Genomic DNA, 16,885 nt, shown 5'->3' with positions numbered 1-16,885 from the left:
TTAATACTAAAAACACAACTCGCTGAATAACTGAGGGAAAAATTTTGAAGAAGGTTTCCTTCATGGAAACATACGTAATTAATACCGTTGACCTATCCAATATATTAAAGTATGATTAAAACAAAAATTCCCACCAATCGCGGGAATTCTATCTTAATCGATGTTCTAAAAATTTATACTCTTCACTTTTTTGAATAAAAAATATCCTAAAATCACTCCAATGGTGTCTGCCACTAAATCCAAAGCCTCCATAGATCTGCCCCAACCCATCTCATCCTGGAGGATCTCTGTAAGTATGGAATAACTTAACATAATCTGGAAGAAATACAAAAACCTGACTTTTGGAAATGCTGCCACGAAACAAAATCCCAACATCCCAAAGATGGCTAAATGCAACACCTTATCAATTCCATCGAACATAAAGGAGTATTCCATATTTTCGACGCCCGGACGGAGAAGCATAAAAGTAAGAAATGCCCAATAAATGGGCAAAATCTTACTGAATATTTTCGAAATTCTATCCAAGAGATTCTTGGTATTGTTCGGCCGTAATAAGTTCCGACAAATCTGCACCTTCCCCAATTTCCACTTTAATAATCCACCCTTTACCATAAGGATCGGTATTAAGAAGTTCCGGCTGGTCTTCCAGATCGGAATTGAATTCGGTTACTTTCCCGCTCACAGGCAAGAAAAGATCAGAAACCGTCTTCACCGCTTCTACACTACCGAAAACATCTCCCGCAGAAAGTTCATCATCTACAGAATCTACATCTACAAAAACAATATCACCCAATTCTCCCTGAGCGAAATCTGTAATTCCAATTGTTGCAATGTCTCCATCAATTCTAACCCATTCGTGGTCCTTTGTGTACTTTAATTCTGAAGGTGTGTTCATTTTTTTAAATTTTATTTTTCAAAATTACTCAAAAATATCATAATCTCAAATGTTTCAAAGAATTTATTAGACCGTTGCTGTGGTTTCAGCACTGGTCTGTCAGGTAAATGTGTTTGCCCGAAAAGCATCTTTACTTCTTTTCCTATCTTTGTTCCTTTAAAGCACAACAGCGAACCGCCGGTTTGGTATACGTTCCTGTTTCAAACAACTAAATTTTAGTCATGATTTTATCCGAAAAATTAGAAACTGCTCAGAAATCTTTCAAAAAATGGCGACAAGTACCCTTTTCTGAAAAACAGCAATATTTATTTAAACTCGCAGACCTTCTCGAGAAAAATGCAGAAAAATTCGGCAAGAATATTACCCTGGAGATGAACAAACCCCTTTCCCAGTCCATCGCCGAAATTGAAAAATGCGCGCTGATGGCCAGGTATTACGGAAATGCGGAAAATATCCTGAAACCGGAAAAAATAAAGACCGAATATAGAGTTTCAGAAATACATTATGCACCTCTGGGCGTTATATTAGGTGTAATGCCCTGGAATTTCCCGTTCTGGCAGGTTCTGAGATTTGCGGTACCAGCAATTCTTGCAGGAAATACCGTGGTACTGAAGCACGCATCGATCTGTTTCGGAAGCGGCAGAATGATTGAAAAACTATTTTCCGATGCAGGTTTCCCCGAAGGAGTGTTCCAGAATCTGGAAATCGGGCATGCTGAAGTGAAGTCTGTTTTAGAAAACCCTATTATTAAAGGCGTAAGTTTAACCGGTAGTGAAAAAGCAGGCGCTGAGATCGCTTCCACCGCCGGGAAAAACATCAAAAAATCGCTTCTCGAACTGGGCGGAAGCGATGCATTCATCGTTTTGGATGATTCAGATTTTAATGAAGCGGCGAAAAGCGGCGCCAAGGCAAGACTTCAGAATTGTGGACAAGCCTGCAATGCTGCGAAGCGTTTCATTATTCAAAAAAGTGCAGAAGAAGAATTTTTGCCTCTGTTCATTAATGAATACCAAAAATTTGTACCTGACGATCCATTGAAAAAAGAAACCAACCTCAGCGGAATGGCAAGGCCCGATCTGGCAGATGAGCTGGAAAAGCAATACGAAAAAGCCCTCAAAAACGGCGCTGAAATTATTCTGCCGCTCAAAAGAGTTTCCGACAAGGTATTCGAACCGGGTCTCATCAGGGTAGAAAAAGGCAATCCAATTCTTGAAGAAGAACTTTTTGGTCCATTGGGAATGGTGATGATTGCCCAAAATGACCAGGAAGCGCTGGAGCTGGCGAATAATATTCCGTTCGGGCTTGCCAATTCGGTATGGACAAAGGATGAAAAGAGACAGTTGTTCTTCATTGAAAATCTGGAATCGGGAACTGTAACCATTAATAAGGAAACAAGCTCTGATCCCCGACTGCCCTTTGGCGGTGCAAAATCTTCGGGCTATGGCACCGAACTTTCGATGATTGCTTTAAAGGAATTTGTAATAGCGAAAACCGTTGTAGGAAATTAAAATTTACAGAAGAAAAACAAACGCCGGAAAATTTCCGGCGTTCTTTATTAAGATTCACTTTCAGCTACATCGCGTTTCAGCTGAGCTCTGTACAGTGTAGAATAATATCCGTTTTTATCGAGCAATTCGAGGTGCTTGCCTTCTTCTACAATTCTTCCCTTTTCCATGACGATAATTTTATCTGCTTTTTCAATTGTGGAAAGCCGGTGCGCGATAATAATAGAAGTCCGGTTTTTGGTGATTTTTTCTGTCGCACGCTGAATGAGTTTTTCGCTTTGGTGATCGATGGAAGAAGTGGCTTCATCTAAAATCAGAATTTTAGGATCCGAAAGGTAAGCGCGCAGGAATGACAGCAGCTGCCGCTGTCCCAAAGAAATTGAAGAACCTCTTTCGCGCACCACGTAATCGTAACCACCGGGCAGGCTTTCGATAAACTCATCCACTTCAATATCTTTTGCCACGGCTTTAATTTTTTCTAAAGTGATGCTTTCGTCACCGAAGGTCAGGTTTTCGAAAATCGTTCCGTGAAAAAGGAAAACATCCTGAAGTACCACCCCGATATGGCTTCTTAAATTATAAAGTTCGTAATCTTTCAGCGCTACATCATCAAGCAGAATTTTACCCGAATTAATGTCGTAAAGTCTCGTGATCAGGCTTATAATCGTAGATTTTCCGGCACCTGTTGCTCCCACAATTGCAACAGTTTCGCCCGGATTCACTTTAAAACTGATGCCTTTTAAAACTTCCTGATTTTCATCGTAGGAAAAATATACGTCTTTAAATTCTATTTTCCCGTCGAAATGATCTTTCATCACCGTTCCCTCATTCGGAAGTGCAAAATCTTCATCCATCACACCCAACACCCTTTCTGCACCTACAATTCCTCTCTGAATATTGTTGAACCGGTCTGCAATCTGCCTTAACGGACGGATCAGCATCGAGATGTACTGGATAAATGCAATAACAACACCCGCAGAAATCGTGATATATCCGCCGTAGAAGAGAATGAATCCTATAAATAAGGAAGAAATAAGTTCGACAACCGGAAAAAAGAGTGAGAAAATAAATACCGTTCTGAGCAATGCTGCCTTCAACGTAATATTGATCTGATCGAATTTTTTGAATTCGGCTTCCTGGCGGTTGAATACCTGAATGAGTGACATTCCCTGCAGTCGCTCCTGAACAAATGAGTTCTGGTTGGCTGTCCAGGTTCTTTCATCGCCGAAAGCTTTTCTCAGTTTTTTCTGGAAAAATCTCGTGATAACCACCATTAAAGGAAGAATGGCCAGAGAAATGTAGCTCAAATGCACATCTACCTGAAACATCATAATCAGCACGAAAACAATCCGCAGAATATCTCCGAAAACCATCAGGAAACCATCGGTGTACACTGTTGAAATCGTTTCGACATCGCCCACAGCTCTTGTCACCAGCTGGCCGATTGCGGTTTTGTCGAAAAAAGAGGTACGGAAATAAATAAGTTTATGATACAGTCTTTCACGGATATCGCGGATGACATTCTGAGAGATAAAGTTTGAAAAATAAACCAGAAAAAAATTTAGGATGGTTTCACCGAAAACCAACGCCACCAGGATATAGATATGCTTCATCATGAGTCCTTCGTCCTGAAGTTTAATGATGTCGTTATCTACAATCTGCATCGTAAGGTAAGGGCGGTAGGTTGAAATTACCGATAAAACGATGGAAATAATCAGCGTGACGATAAACCACGACCGGAATTTCATTCCAATCTTAAAAAGCCTTTTAATTATATCCCAGGTTGACTGTTTCTTCATTTCTGTCTTAAAATCGTTGCAAAAATAGGTAAAATTTGCCAGCTGCTCCGGTAGTTTCTGAATGATGCTGTAAATCGCGCTAATGAAAAAAAAATTATTTCATATCACGTGATTATTCTTCAATTTCCGATTGTTCCCAGTTATAACCTACATCCACCAGAAATAAACCTTGTGGAGGAGCGGAAGTTCCGGCAGCATTACGGTTTTTATCTTCAATGATTTTACGTAAGTCGGTGGGCTGAATTTTTCCGTTGCCAATTTCCACCATAGTTCCTACAATTGCGCGAACCATATTCCTTAAAAAACGGTCGGCAGAAATGGTGAACTTCAGTTCGGCACCGTTCTGCTCCCAAAATGCCTTGTAGATTTTGCAGTTATTGGTTTTATTGTCGGCATGAAGTTTTGCGAAACTTGTAAAATCTTCATATTCAAAAAGGATTTTACAGGCTCCATTCATTCTCTCAAGGTCCAGAGTGCGTTTCCACATTTGCCAGGATGCATCCTGGGTAAACGGATTTTTCTCCAAAGCAATGTTATACTCATACGTGCGGAACGTGGCATCAAAACGGGCATGAAAATCATCCTTTACGCGAAAGATTCTTCTAACTGCAATATCATTGGGAAGAAAACTGTTCAGTTTATACGGAAGATTTTCGTCCAGATTCTGTACAGTATTGAAATGGGCGAAGATTTTTTTTGCGTGAACGCCGGTGTCGGTTCTCCCCGCTCCTGTGGTTTTTATTTCCTCGCGAAGAATGGTTGATAAAGCTCTTTCCAGTTCTTCCTGAACCGTAATTTCGTTAGGCTGTATCTGGTAACCGAAATAATTTTTGCCGTGGTATGAAAATTCTATGAAATAGCGCAAATCTTTAAATATTTATCTGCAAAAATAAGTTTTTAAAACCGTCAGTTCCTAATTATTCCTGTAATATTAAAACCGTAGGAATAAACGATGGATAGAACAAAATTCATCAAACCAATGAGAAGAATCAAAATTCCTTTTTTATAAAAACCCCTCATCAGAAAACCAAATGTCGCTCCGTACAGATAAAGGAAAAACATCAAAAATACCGTCAGAAAAAACTCCGATGCAAATTCAACATCTTTTCCTGTGACCAAAGCTGCGATAAATCCAACAAAATGCATCACAATCCACATGATGTTCAATTGTGCGGCGAGATAAGTATTGACAAGAAAGTGCTCCCAAAAATTATATTTTCTCCGGATAAAAAATAAATTCGTGACCACTGTAGCAAATGGAATCATCAGGAAAATAAACAAACTGAAATAATGCTCGAAAAAATTATGACTTTGATGAATAACCGATTCCGGATGAAAATGTTGCAAAAATTGCACTTTACACCAATCGAAAAATTTCACCAAAAATGTGCTTAAAGCCGTCATCACCATCACAAAACCAATCGGACTGAAATATCGGATTCGTTTTCCCTCCAAAAAATTTTCAACCAAAACTCCCGGTTTTTTAAACAACGTCTTCAGGGTAAAGAAAAAACCTGCATCCACATGAAATACAGAATGAGGAATATCATGCAGAAAATAATGCGCATTAATGCGGTGTTCGTGGGAATTTTGACCACAATTCGGGCAGAAATTTCCCTCAAAAATTTGTTCGCAGTTTTTACATTCCTTCTTTCTCATACCATCAAATGTAAAAATAATCGCAGAATAAACTTTAGATTTTAATATAATTTAATCAACTTTGTTTATATGAAAAAAATCCTTCTCCTTTCCGACACGCATTCTTATATGGACGAAAGAATTCTTGAATATGCCAAAAATGCCGACGAAATTTGGCATTGCGGCGATTTCGGAAACCTGCAAGTAATTGAAGCGCTCGAAAAGATAAAACCCCTGCGCGGCGTGTACGGCAATATAGACGGAACGGAAATCCGTAAGATTTTCCCGGAAGTTTTAAGATTTACCTGTGAAGAAGTGGAAGTGCTGATGATTCACATCGGCGGCTATCCCGGGAAATACACTCCCCTTGCAAAAAAAGAAATCGAAAAACAGACTCCCAAACTCTTTATATCAGGACATTCCCATATTCTGAAAGCCATGTTCGATCAGAAAAACCATCTGCTGCATCTCAATCCCGGCGCGATGGGAAAAGTTGGTTGGCACCAAATGCGGACAATGATGCGCTTCGAAATCCATAAAGACAAGATTGAAAACCTGGAAATCATAGAACTCGGTAAAAAATAATTTCTTTGAAATACATTTCACCGTTTAAAAATCTTTAAAATTCTTAACTTAGAGGATAAATTCTTATGCAGGATTTTATTCCGCGAATGGGTCGCCGGTTTTAATCCGAAACATTTTATCGTAGACGAGTGGGGATTATTTAATCAGCCGGGAATTCCTCAGGATTACATGCAGCGTGATGAAGAACTTGATTTTTTGGATGATGATAAAGACGAAATCGATTTCGGCTACAATGATTCTGACACAGCAAAAATTTTACGATTTACTTTTCAGGCCATCGTAAATCCGGTGTATCAAACCATCAGCTACTGAAATTTTCGGCACAAATATTTTGTCGATATCACTCCACGTCATCACGTTATTGAAAATCTCCAGAGCCGGAACCACCACATCTGCGCGGTCTTCACGAATTGCATATCGGCTCATTCTTTCTGCAACGGTGAGGCCCTTCATTTCTTTGTAGCATTTTTTAAGATAGGCTGCCGACATCGGTTTTCCGTCTTTGGTCTTGCTCATCGAAAATATTTTGTTGATATTTCCTCCCGAACCAATAGCCACCACCGGTTTTTTACTGTTGATGTTTTTGCGGATTTCTTCTTTCATTTCTTTCCAGTGTTCGTCATTCACCAGATTATTGAGCAACCGGATCGTTCCGATATTGAAGGAATGTTCATATTTCATCTCGCCGTTTTCGTAGAATGTAAGTTCCGTAGAACCACCACCGACATCGATATAAAGATATGCAGAACCTTTGTCTAAGCCTTCGGCAACATGATTTTCGTAGATTAAGGTAGCTTCTTCGTCACCGGAAATAATTTCAATATCAATTCCCGAAGTTTTCTTCACCGCATCAATGATTTCTGCTCCGTTTTTAGCATCCCGCATAGCACTTGTAGCACAGGCACGGTAATGTTCCACCTTATAAATCTTCATCAGATCGCTGAACACTTTCATCGAACTGATGACCATTCCTTCACGTTCCGCACCTATTTTGCCTTGTGTAAAAACATCAATACCCAAACGCAGCGGAATCCGGAGCAGATTAAGCTTCATGAATTCCGGCTTGCCTTTTTTGGGCTCGGTTACTTCGTTGATTAAAAGGCGGGCCGCATTACTCCCGATATCGATGGCTGCAATTCTCATCATTAATTCATTTAGAACATCATTAATTCTTTAAAGGAAGGAGGCATCAAAAGAAAACGGCAACAGATCACGGATCGATTTGGTTTTGAAAATTTCGCCGTCCAGCGAGGCAAAATAAATTTCAATACCTTCTTTCTGCTTTGCTTCATACTCCAAAATCGACTGTCTGCACGCGCCACAGGGAGGAATCGGCGTAGATGAAACTGCTTCTTTCGGCGCACCGATCACAAAAAGCTTCTTCATTTTCACATTCGGAAAATTGGCAGCAGCCCAGAAAATGGTGGTCCGTTCTGCGCAGAGTCCCGACGGATAGGCTGCGTTTTCCTGGTTGCTTCCCGTGATAATCTCGCCATTCTCCAGTAAAATCGCACAACCAACGTGAAAATGAGAATATTCGGCGTAGGCATTTTCGCGGATTTTCTTCGCTGCATCAAAGAGTTTTTTTTCCGTCGCATCAAGACTTTCATAATTGCTGATGGCTTCGAAACTGATTTTAAATTCTTTTTCCATTTAAAAAAATTGGGGAGTAAAGATAACTTTTATTTTTGAATTAAATATTCAAAGCCGCTCATTTATTGGGGTGCATGGATTTACAGGTACTGCGCAGCAAGGCTTATTTTTAGGGAAATTTTAACGAGGCAAAGGTTTCTTTTGTTCTATAACAGCATGACCGATCACGAAAAACGTCATATCGAGAATGCCTTTTCTTTTGAGCTCGGGAAAGTTCAGCTGGTGCCGATCCGCCAAAGAATGGTAGATATGCTGCTTGAAGTTGATGAAGACCTAGCTAAAAAAGTCGCTGATCATCTCGGTTTGGTTCCAAAAAAATTACCACAGCCCATTACAGGCAGTATTCCTGCAGACGGAAATCCGGATGATCACCATTCTTTAAAAGTGAAGCTGCCGATTACTCAGGCGTTGCTGCAGCTTATAAACACTGCAAACCCATTGGTGCCGACGAAAATGGTGCAGAGCTTTTTAAGAAAGCAATCCCTCACCTTAAAGATGCGGAAGACGGCGTCATTACCAACGGTGATCTGGACGAATTTACCGGGGCTATTATGCTGCACCGTTTCTGGGACAGGGAGATGAATCCACTGCCTGCATAAGAACATCATTAGATAATGAAGAGAGGTTTCTTTGCAGAAGCCTCTTTTAATTTGTCTATGTCGATGATTGCAAATCAATGAAGTTCGTGAGACGCAGACTGAAGCTGATTCCTTAACTTTGAACTTTTAAAAATTTAAATTATTTTATGCTTTATACTCCAATACGATTCAGGAATTTAGAAATTAAAAACCGTTGGGTCATGTCGCCGATGTGTATGTACTCATGCGAAAACGGTGTTGCCAACGACTTTCATCTTTTGCATTACGGCAGCCGCGCTCAGGGTGGCACAGGTCTGATTATTGTGGAAGCCACCGGTGTGGTGCCCGAAGGCCGCATTACCAATCGGTGTATGGGCATCTGGAATGAGGAACAGGCGGAGGCGCTTTCGAAAATTGTGAAAATTGTGCATGAAAACTCAGAAAGCAAAATCGGAATCCAGCTTGCGCATGCCGGAAGAAAGGCCTCTACATGGAACGGAAAACAGATTTCGCTGGAAGAAGGCTGGGAAACGGTTGCGCCCTCTCCTGTTCCTTATGAAGAAAGTGAAAGAATTCCCCATGAATTAACGGTGGAGGAAATTAAAGATTTAGTACAGCGTTTTAAGGAAGCTGCAGTCCGGGCCATCCATGCAGATTTTGATCTCATTGAGATTCATGCTGCACACGGCTATTTAATCCATCAGTTTCTTTCCCCTTTATCGAATACCAGAACTGATGAATATGGCGGAAGTTTCGAAAACAGAATCCGATTTTTACTCGAAATTGTTGAAGCGGTGAATGAAGTTCTTGATGATGACCATCCTCTATTCGTAAGAATTTCAGGAACTGAATATGCTACCGATGGGTGGGACATTAAAGACAGCGTAGCATTAGCCAAAATCCTTAGGGAAAATAATGTAGATTTAATCGACGTTTCCAGTGGTGGAAATATACATGGCGTAAAGATTTCCCTGTTTGATGGCTACCAGGTTCCCTTAGCGGCAACTGTTAAGAAAGATGCAGGAATCGCAACCGGCGCTGTGGGCCTTATAAAAACAGCAAAACAGGCGGAGGAAATCCTTCAGAATGAACAGGCAGACTTAATTTTTGTCGCGCGAGAAATTCTAAGAAATCCTTATCTGCCGGTCCGGGGCTCGTTTAAGAATAAAGACAATTGCTTTTTCCCGCCACAATACGAAAGAGCGAGACCTTAACACCAATAAAAACAATAGAAAAGCCAACTCTCGCAGTTGGCTTTTTAGGTTATTTATGTTTCAGTTTTACTTGATTAATTTTCGAAAACTGCTTTTAATAAAAAGACTTCCGAAATAAAAAACGGACAGAATTAAGAATACAATTCCGAACATAAGAAAAAACTCACTAAGCCTTAATAGTACACCTGGTACTGTAGGATCTCCGTCCATAACAACACCGACTGTCGTCACAATCAATGAAATGCCTAATATGTTTAGGATTTTCTTTTTCATCGCTTCTTAATTTTTATCGGATAACGGCAAACTGATATTTTTATTACTCCTTTTTTAATTTAAGAATACTCAAATTTTCTGATGACTTCCAAAGTACGGTCGATTTCCTTTTCCTTAATGGCGTCGGAAATAAACCAGGTTTCGTATCCGCTTGGCGGCAGATAAATTCCGTTGGCTAAAAGCTGATGGAAGAAATTGTTAAAGAGCGAATGATTGGCATTCGCCGCTTCCTCAAAATTAGAAACCGCATTGATATGGAAAAAGATGCTCATCATGGAGCCTTTCCGGTTAATCCGGTGCTCAATATTTTTAGAATTCAGGATTTTGCCAATCTCGAAATCCAGGGTTTCTGTGGTTTTATTGATGTTCTTATAGAAATTTCCATCTTTTCTGATGAGTTCAAGCGTGGTAAGTCCGGCACGCATCGCGAGTGGATTCCCGCTCAAAGTTCCGGCCTGATATACCGCGCCTTTCGGAGCAAGGTGATTCATAATTTCGTTTCGTCCGGCAAAGGCACCCACTGGCAGTCCACCGCCGATTACTTTTCCGTAAGTCACCAGGTCGGCTTTCACGTTATATACTTCCTGAGCACCGCCAAAACCTAAACGGAAGCCGGTCATCACTTCATCGAAAATCAGCAAAGCGCCGTTTTCGTCACAGAGTTTTCTTAAATTCTGCAGGAAATTATTTTCAGGCAATACGCAGCCCATGTTTCCGGCAACCGGTTCCACAATGATGGCGGCAATTTCACCCTGATTGTGTCGGAACAGATCTTTAACCTGTTCAATATCATTATATCTGGCGAGCAAAGTATCCTTTGCAGTTCCCGCTGTGACACCCGGAGAATTCGGGTTTCCGAAAGTTGCAGCGCCGCTTCCTGCTTTAATTAAAAAAGAATCGGAATGTCCGTGATAACAGCCTTCAAATTTGATGAATTTATCTCTCCCTGTAAAACCTCTCGCCAGTCTGATAGCACTCATACAGGCTTCTGTACCCGAAGAAACCATTCTGATCTGGTCGATATTTGGAACATTTTCTACAATTAATTTAGCGATCTCGGTTTCCAGTTCGGAAGGAGTTCCGTAGGAAAAACCTTTTTCTGCCTGCTTCTTGATGGCTTCCAGCACTTCCGGATGCGTGTGCCCGAGGATGGCCGGCCCCCAAGAATTGATGTAGTCGATATAAACATTGTCATCAGCGTCGGTCATGTACGCGCCTTTCGCCGATTTCATAAAAATGGGAACGCCGCCTACAGATTTGAACGCACGCACGGGCGAATTCACGCCGCCGGGAATATGCTTGTACGCTTCATCGAATAAAGCTGAACTTCTTTGGTATAACATTTTTTTGTTTGGTGTTAATTAGCTTCTGGGTTTTTTCTCCTGAAGGTAGATGAGTTGTCCGGCTTTTGGCTGTTCGCCGTACGCCATTCTGTTTTTTGAGTAGAGTTTGCTGAGTTTAATGCCGAATTTCTGTGAAACATCATGCATAGATTCGCCTACCTTTGCTTTGTAGCTGGCCACATTTCCGCTGGAAGATTTGGATTCCAAGAAAAGAACATCGTTTTTGCGCAGCTGGGTACCGTCTAATTCGTTCCATTTCATAAGTTTACTTTCAGGGATCCCGAATTTCTTTGACACAAGGCTTAAATCGGCATCTTCAGGAATAATCACGAATTTCTTGCCGCCGTTCGGATGGTTCTTTACCAGAATTGAGGTGAGGACTTCTGCCCTTGTTTTAATTTTTTCTACCTTCTCCTGCTGTTTTGCATAAGAAGTCTGTTCGTACGGAACTTTTACAGTCACTGGTTTGGAGGAAGCTTTACTCTGATCGAGCTGCGCCATGAAGATTTTATCATCACGCAGTCCCGGATACAGTTTCAGAACCGTGTACAGAACTTCTTTTGAATTGGTATTGTCGAATTCGTAAAGTCTGTTTTTTTCAATCTTGTCGATTAAGATGTAAGCGTAGCGCGGATTGGTGGCATATCCGGCTTTTTTCAGTCCATGTGCCCAGGCTTTGTAATCCTTCATATCGAGTTTGAAGAGATTTACGTAATATTTTCGGTAAGCTAGGAATTTTGAATGGTCTTCGTAGGATTCTTTAGGATCGTCGTACACCCGGAAGCATTCATTAGGTGCATCGTCGGTGTGTTTCATCGTTTTCCCCGTCCAGTCTTCCTTACATTTGATGCCGAAGTGGTTTTTACCGATCTGTGCGAGGCGGCTCTGTCCGCCACCGGTTTCCAGGAGTCCCTGAGCTAAAGTAATAGAGGCAGGAATCTTGTATTTTTCCATTTCCTCAACAGCATACGCCGCAAATTTCTGAATGTACTGCTCATCATTTTTCCAGGTCTGTGCATGGAATTTTGATACAATGATCAATGCAAAAGCAAAAAATATTCTCTTCATAAACTGTTGTTTGGTCAACTTTTCATCAGTTTGATTAAAGGCCTGTTCTGTTCTTCCAGCATCCGGTTTGCTCCGGGAATGCCCTGAAGTCCGCCGGTATGAAAAGCCAGAATTCTGGTGTTTTCCGGAAAGAAACCATCTTCTATCAGTCTGAAAATATTTCTCATCATCTTTCCGGTGTATAGTGGCTCCAACTGAATTCCGTAATATTCTAAAAAATTATTGATAAAACGGACATTTTCATCAGTTATTTTGCCGTAACTCCCATCGTGCGCTTCAATAAGTTTAAAATTTTTTCTTTCTGATAACTTAAAAACCTCATCCTCCAGCGTTGGATCGTTTACTGCTTTGAACCCTAAAACCTGCTGGTGTTCTTCAGCAAATTTCGAGATCCCGGCAACGGTTCCGCCAGTACCCACTGCGGTGCAAAGATAATCAAAACTTTTTGTTCCTTCATTCAGCATGTGCTGTATGCCTTTCACGGCGAGGATGTTGGTTCCGCCCTCGGGAATAATGGAAGCGTCAGGAAATTCTTTATGAAGATTCTCGGTTAAAGATTCCCTATTTCTGTATTCCGCGCGGGTAACAAAACGGAACGCCATCCCGTTGCTGTGCGCGAATGCTAAAGTCGGATTATCCTGCCACCGGTCCTGCAGTTCATCGCCGCGAATGATGCCCAACGTTTTGATGCCCTGGTCCTTTCCCAGTGCTGAAACCGCAGCAATATGGTTAGAAAATGCGCCGCCAAAGGTAATGATGAAAGGTTTTTTTGGCTCCTGCTGCTGATAACGGTGGATGTTGTAAAAAAGTTTCCAGAATTTATTGCCGGAAATTTCGGCGTGAATAAGGTCTTCTCTTTTGATGAAGAGTTTTATATTTTTCTCCAGAGGAATTTCGGTGATGGGGATTGAAATTTCAGGAATGGTCATGCTGCAAATTTCGGGAAAGATTTTGGAACGGGAATCTTTTGTGTTCTGTTTTATCTCGCGGATTTCGCTGATGATGAATATCTGGGCGCTTGATGTGGGAAGTTGGATGTGGGATATGAAAGATAAGATATTTTTTAAACTGTATTTTGTATTATTACCATGCCGCGCCCCGGATTGAACGGCCTGTCTGAGCTCTCCCGGTGACGCAGGAGCAGGGAAGCGAGTAGTGAAAGCCGGAAAAGGCGCCCAAAAGAAATTAACCTCCTATATATTTCCAGAAACTCCAGAGTTTGCGGGTTTTCAGATAATCATGATCATCTTCCATGGCAAAGGCTTCGCGCTCGAAAGAAATGTACTTATAAGCCAGGAAACTGTCTTTCAGCCGGAAGTACCAGAAATAATATTCGATGACGTACCACAGATAAAAGAAGATGATGAGCAACTCCAGCTGCTGTCGCAGATGTATTTTTTCGTGATTGATGAGCGTTTTATCGTAGCGGTCTTCGTGCCTGCGCAACAGAATCACAGGAAAAAGTGTGATCGCAGAAATTTTCGTATTTTTGAGGAGTGACCGGCAGACCATTATCATCTGACAAAGATAAAATTTTCTGCCCTATTGATTTAACCCATGAGCGAAAACACCATCAAAGAACATGAAGACTTTTATTATAATGAACAGGGTTATAAGGTTTTTACAGAGAAATACCACCTCAAGCGCGGCTATTGCTGCAAAAGTGGCTGTAAACACTGCCCGTACGGTTATGATAAAAAGACCGACCGTTTTATAAAACCGATTAAAAAAAATAAATAAATAATTTGCGATGAAATCAACGATTAGCGAAAACCAAAAAATAAATCTTAAAAGAATGAGCAAAAAATATATTTTTCTTCTTTTGGCTTCGGCCACGTTGGGACTTACCTCCTGCAGTCCTTTCAACGTGAGATCTGATTATGCAGAAACTGCAAACTTTAACGAGTATAAAACGTATAAATTAAGAATTGACGACCTGAAACTGAACGATATCGATAAAGACCGCGTACTGAACGAAGTCTCCCGACAGTTACAGACCAAAGGCCTGAGCGTAAGTGATAATCCCGATTTAATTGTAAATGTAAAAGCCAATCACAAGAAAATTCAGGATGTACAGAGTTCAAGACCGTACGGCATGTATGGCTGGGGCGGACCTTTCGGTTGGGGTGTAGGCATGAACAGAACCTGGACATCCAATTACAATCAGGGCGCACTGATCCTGGATCTGATTGATGCCAGAACCCAGAAACTGGTTTGGCAGGGAATCGGCAGCGGAATTTCCGTAGATTCACCGAAGGCAAAACAGAAACAGATTCCGGAAATCGTTGCAGAAATTATGGCGAACTATCCGCCACAGAAAGGGAAATAACACAAATTCTTTATACACAGAAAACTGCTTTAGGGCAGTTTTTTTATGAACGAAAGTCATTGAGTAAGTGGAAACGGTTACCGTGGGTTTAAACTGAAAAATTTTTCCCGCAGATTTAAGGGATTGAACTGACGAATCGACAATTAATATTCAGACAGCAGATTGTATAATAAAAAAAGTTTCGCGCGCCTGCGGCGCGCGAAACTTTTCACTTTTCATAATTTTTATTCCTTAGTCTTAAAATCTATTCTCCCAAAACCTCAGTAATAGGATTACCGATATTTCCGCTTGGGTTTTCGATTTTTAAAATCTGAGCCAAAGTTGGTGCAATATCCGTCATGTGATAAGCTTTGGCGCTCGCTCCTTTTTTAATTCCTTTCCCCATAAAAATCAGCGGAATATGAGCGTCGTAAGAATTCCATACACTGTGAGTGGTTCCTTTCTTGGCATAGTTTGGCAACATTCCATCGTGCGAAATAATCTGGATGTCACCGCTTCGCTGCCAGTTGTATCCATTGATGATTCTTGATTTAATGGGTTCGGGGATAGCTGAAGAGCCAACCTTAGCCAAATCTACAGCATACAGCACACGGGAATCTTTATTCAGATAAGACAGCAGTTGTTGCTTAATTGCATCAGCATCCAGATTGTTCTCACGGATGAGTTTGTGATTCAGATAAACCTGGTAATTATCGATTGCCCAGATCAGTTTTTCCTGACTGAATTTAACTTTAAGTTCTTCTTCAAGATTTTTCTGAAGTCCTTCATCAAAAAGTCCGGTAAGCATTTTGTTCGCCTGCATATATCCTAAAGCATTGGCCGCGCCGTGATCTGCAGAAAGGAACACGAGGTAATTGTCTTTGCCCACTTTTTTATCGAGCATATTAAAAAACTGTTCCAGGTCTTTATCAAGTTTTAAATAGGTGTCCTGAACTTCAATAGAATTCGGGCCGAAAGAATGTCCGACATAATCGGTAGAGGCAATATTAATAGCAAGAAAATCCGTTTCTGTATTACGGCCCATCTGGTAACCGTCGAGTGCAGCCTCAGCAACTTTTAGCGTCAATGAATTTCCGAACGGTGTAGTTCTGATGATTCCTTTCTTTGCAGCATAATCTGCTGCCAGGTTATTGTAAGGAAAGGTCGGGTTTTTTGCACTTCCCAAAAGCTGTTCCCACGGAACATCGTCAGCCGTACTTTCGGTGTATTGGGCGATGGGCAGTGAAGTAGTCCAGCCGTTGGCTACCAGTTTTTCTCCCCAATTCTGCGCATTGAAGTTCTTCAGCCATTGCGGCAACTCGTTCATATAATAGGAACTGGTTACAAAATTCCCTGTACCTTCATCAAACCAGAAAGCTCCGGTAGGATTATGTCCGGCTGGCAGAATGGAAGCCCGGTCTTTGAGCGATACTCCCACCACTTTCGACCGGAAATTGGTAGCCATTCCGAGCTGATCCGTAATCGTCGTGCTCCAGAGATTGTGCGGCGAGTGCGCCCCGATTTTTTCTGAACTGGCACTGATTCCCTTTACCGATGCATCGGTCGTGCAATATACGTTTTTGCCGGTTTCGCGGTCTGTCCAGTCGTTACCGGCAATCCCATGGATAGAGGGAACCGAGCCTGTGTAAATAGAAGTGTGACCCAGTGCGGTTACCGTAGGAACATAATCGATCATCACATTACTGAGGCTATACCCCTGGTGTAGGAGCCGCCTGAAGCCGCCGCTTCCATATTTGCTTTCGTAGCGGTAGAGGAAATCCCACCGCATCTGGTCTACCACAATTCCTACCACCAGTTTGGGTTTGGGTGTGGTGGATGATTGATTTCTCTGTGCCTTCATGCTGAAAACAGACAGGAACACGAAAAACAGAATTTTAATTTTTCCGGACATTTTATCAAAGTTTTTATCACTGCAAATTTAAAGGAAATTACAAAGGGTTAACCCAAATTTTTAAAAATTCATGCTTTGTTAATACTTCTTTGTTTAAATTTGAAAAAAATAGGA

The 16,885-nt window shown here is 41.3% G+C and carries 18 protein-coding genes and 1 pseudogene; 7 read left to right on the top strand and 12 right to left on the bottom strand.

The features are described 5' to 3' along the window. Window positions 1-165 precede the first annotated feature (165 nt). On the bottom strand, window positions 166-435 hold the full coding sequence (locus CDW55_RS12550; protein WP_228399645.1) for a VanZ family protein: 270 nt from the start codon (window positions 433-435) through the stop codon (window positions 166-168). Window positions 436-517: 82 nt separating this feature from the next. Continuing rightward, on the bottom strand, window positions 518-895 hold the full coding sequence (gcvH, locus tag CDW55_RS11240) for a glycine cleavage system protein GcvH (RefSeq protein WP_088469858.1): 378 nt from the start codon (window positions 893-895) through the stop codon (window positions 518-520). A 221-nt stretch (window positions 896-1,116) separates the two neighbouring features. Here gcvH and CDW55_RS11235 point away from each other — a divergent pair, with 221 nt between their 5' ends. Next, window positions 1,117-2,403, top strand: coding sequence for an aldehyde dehydrogenase family protein (locus tag CDW55_RS11235; RefSeq protein WP_088469857.1), 1,287 nt, complete (start codon window positions 1,117-1,119; stop codon window positions 2,401-2,403). Between the two features lie 47 nt (window positions 2,404-2,450). Here the strand turns inward: CDW55_RS11235 and CDW55_RS11230 are convergent, their stop codons facing one another. The 3 genes from CDW55_RS11230 to CDW55_RS11220 form a co-directional block, all read right to left on the bottom strand. Continuing rightward, complete coding sequence (locus tag CDW55_RS11230) at window positions 2,451-4,199, bottom strand: ABC transporter ATP-binding protein (protein ID WP_088469856.1); 1,749 nt, start codon at window positions 4,197-4,199, stop codon at window positions 2,451-2,453. A 112-nt stretch (window positions 4,200-4,311) separates the two neighbouring features. Next, window positions 4,312-5,064, bottom strand: coding sequence for a tRNA pseudouridine(38-40) synthase TruA (truA, locus tag CDW55_RS11225; RefSeq protein ID WP_088469855.1), 753 nt, complete (start codon window positions 5,062-5,064; stop codon window positions 4,312-4,314). 41 nt (window positions 5,065-5,105) lie between these two features. Then, complete coding sequence (locus CDW55_RS11220) at window positions 5,106-5,858, bottom strand: DUF3667 domain-containing protein (RefSeq protein WP_088469854.1); 753 nt, start codon at window positions 5,856-5,858, stop codon at window positions 5,106-5,108. Window positions 5,859-5,927: 69 nt separating this feature from the next. Between CDW55_RS11220 and CDW55_RS11215 the strand changes: the two genes are divergently transcribed. Then, complete coding sequence (locus tag CDW55_RS11215; protein ID WP_088469853.1) at window positions 5,928-6,422, top strand: metallophosphoesterase family protein; 495 nt, start codon at window positions 5,928-5,930, stop codon at window positions 6,420-6,422. Window positions 6,423-6,677: 255 nt separating this feature from the next. On the opposite strand, the gene CDW55_RS11210 is transcribed toward CDW55_RS11215, so the two are convergent. Both CDW55_RS11210 and cdd read right to left on the bottom strand, forming a co-directional pair. Further along, complete coding sequence (locus tag CDW55_RS11210; RefSeq protein ID WP_088469873.1) at window positions 6,678-7,565, bottom strand: exopolyphosphatase; 888 nt, start codon at window positions 7,563-7,565, stop codon at window positions 6,678-6,680. A 30-nt stretch (window positions 7,566-7,595) separates the two neighbouring features. After that, entirely contained in the window at window positions 7,596-8,075 is a 480-nt protein-coding gene (cdd, locus tag CDW55_RS11205) for a cytidine deaminase (protein ID WP_088469852.1), read from the bottom strand. Between the two features lie 156 nt (window positions 8,076-8,231). Between cdd and CDW55_RS12605 the strand changes: the two are divergent. The 3 genes and pseudogenes from CDW55_RS12605 to namA all read left to right on the top strand — a co-directional run. Next, window positions 8,232-8,315, top strand: a pseudogene (locus CDW55_RS12605) (hypothetical protein); the annotation flags it as partial. A gap of 197 nt (window positions 8,316-8,512) precedes the next feature. Next, complete coding sequence (locus CDW55_RS12540) at window positions 8,513-8,674, top strand: hypothetical protein (RefSeq protein ID WP_228399646.1); 162 nt, start codon at window positions 8,513-8,515, stop codon at window positions 8,672-8,674. Between the two features lie 146 nt (window positions 8,675-8,820). Then, a complete protein-coding gene (gene namA, locus CDW55_RS11195) occupies window positions 8,821-9,867 on the top strand; it encodes an NADPH dehydrogenase NamA (protein WP_088469850.1) in 1,047 nt (348 codons plus the stop codon). A gap of 332 nt (window positions 9,868-10,199) precedes the next feature. Here namA and hemL read toward each other — a convergent pair whose 3' ends face one another. The 4 genes from hemL to CDW55_RS11165 form a co-directional block, all read right to left on the bottom strand. After that, window positions 10,200-11,483 carry a glutamate-1-semialdehyde 2,1-aminomutase gene (hemL, locus tag CDW55_RS11185; protein ID WP_088469848.1) on the bottom strand — a complete coding sequence of 428 codons (1,284 nt, stop codon included), beginning with the start codon at window positions 11,481-11,483 and terminating at the stop codon, window positions 10,200-10,202. Window positions 11,484-11,501: 18 nt separating this feature from the next. Continuing rightward, window positions 11,502-12,551 carry a glucosaminidase domain-containing protein gene (locus tag CDW55_RS11180; protein ID WP_088469847.1) on the bottom strand — a complete coding sequence of 350 codons (1,050 nt, stop codon included), beginning with the start codon at window positions 12,549-12,551 and terminating at the stop codon, window positions 11,502-11,504. Window positions 12,552-12,565: 14 nt separating this feature from the next. Beyond that, window positions 12,566-13,480 carry a 1-aminocyclopropane-1-carboxylate deaminase/D-cysteine desulfhydrase gene (locus CDW55_RS11175; RefSeq protein ID WP_088469846.1) on the bottom strand — a complete coding sequence of 305 codons (915 nt, stop codon included), beginning with the start codon at window positions 13,478-13,480 and terminating at the stop codon, window positions 12,566-12,568. 256 nt (window positions 13,481-13,736) lie between these two features. Then, window positions 13,737-14,069 carry a hypothetical protein gene (locus tag CDW55_RS11165; protein ID WP_088469844.1) on the bottom strand — a complete coding sequence of 111 codons (333 nt, stop codon included), beginning with the start codon at window positions 14,067-14,069 and terminating at the stop codon, window positions 13,737-13,739. A 39-nt stretch (window positions 14,070-14,108) separates the two neighbouring features. Between CDW55_RS11165 and CDW55_RS11160 the strand changes: the two genes are divergently transcribed. Both CDW55_RS11160 and CDW55_RS11155 read left to right on the top strand, forming a co-directional pair. After that, on the top strand, window positions 14,109-14,291 hold the full coding sequence (locus CDW55_RS11160) for a DUF5522 domain-containing protein (protein WP_088469843.1): 183 nt from the start codon (window positions 14,109-14,111) through the stop codon (window positions 14,289-14,291). A gap of 10 nt (window positions 14,292-14,301) precedes the next feature. Then, window positions 14,302-14,880, top strand: coding sequence for a DUF4136 domain-containing protein (locus CDW55_RS11155; protein ID WP_410492778.1), 579 nt, complete (start codon window positions 14,302-14,304; stop codon window positions 14,878-14,880). Window positions 14,881-15,124: 244 nt separating this feature from the next. On the opposite strand, the gene pafA is transcribed toward CDW55_RS11155, so the two are convergent. After that, a complete protein-coding gene (gene pafA, locus CDW55_RS11150) occupies window positions 15,125-16,771 on the bottom strand; it encodes an alkaline phosphatase PafA (protein ID WP_088469842.1) in 1,647 nt (548 codons plus the stop codon). Window positions 16,772-16,885: the final 114 nt, after the last annotated feature.

The organism is Chryseobacterium sp. VAUSW3 (assembly GCF_002205795.1).
Classification (GTDB): Bacteria; Bacteroidota; Bacteroidia; order Flavobacteriales; family Weeksellaceae; genus Kaistella; species Kaistella yananensis.
Note: the sequence above shows the minus strand (reverse complement) of the source record. Positions and strands in the feature narration are given on the sequence as shown.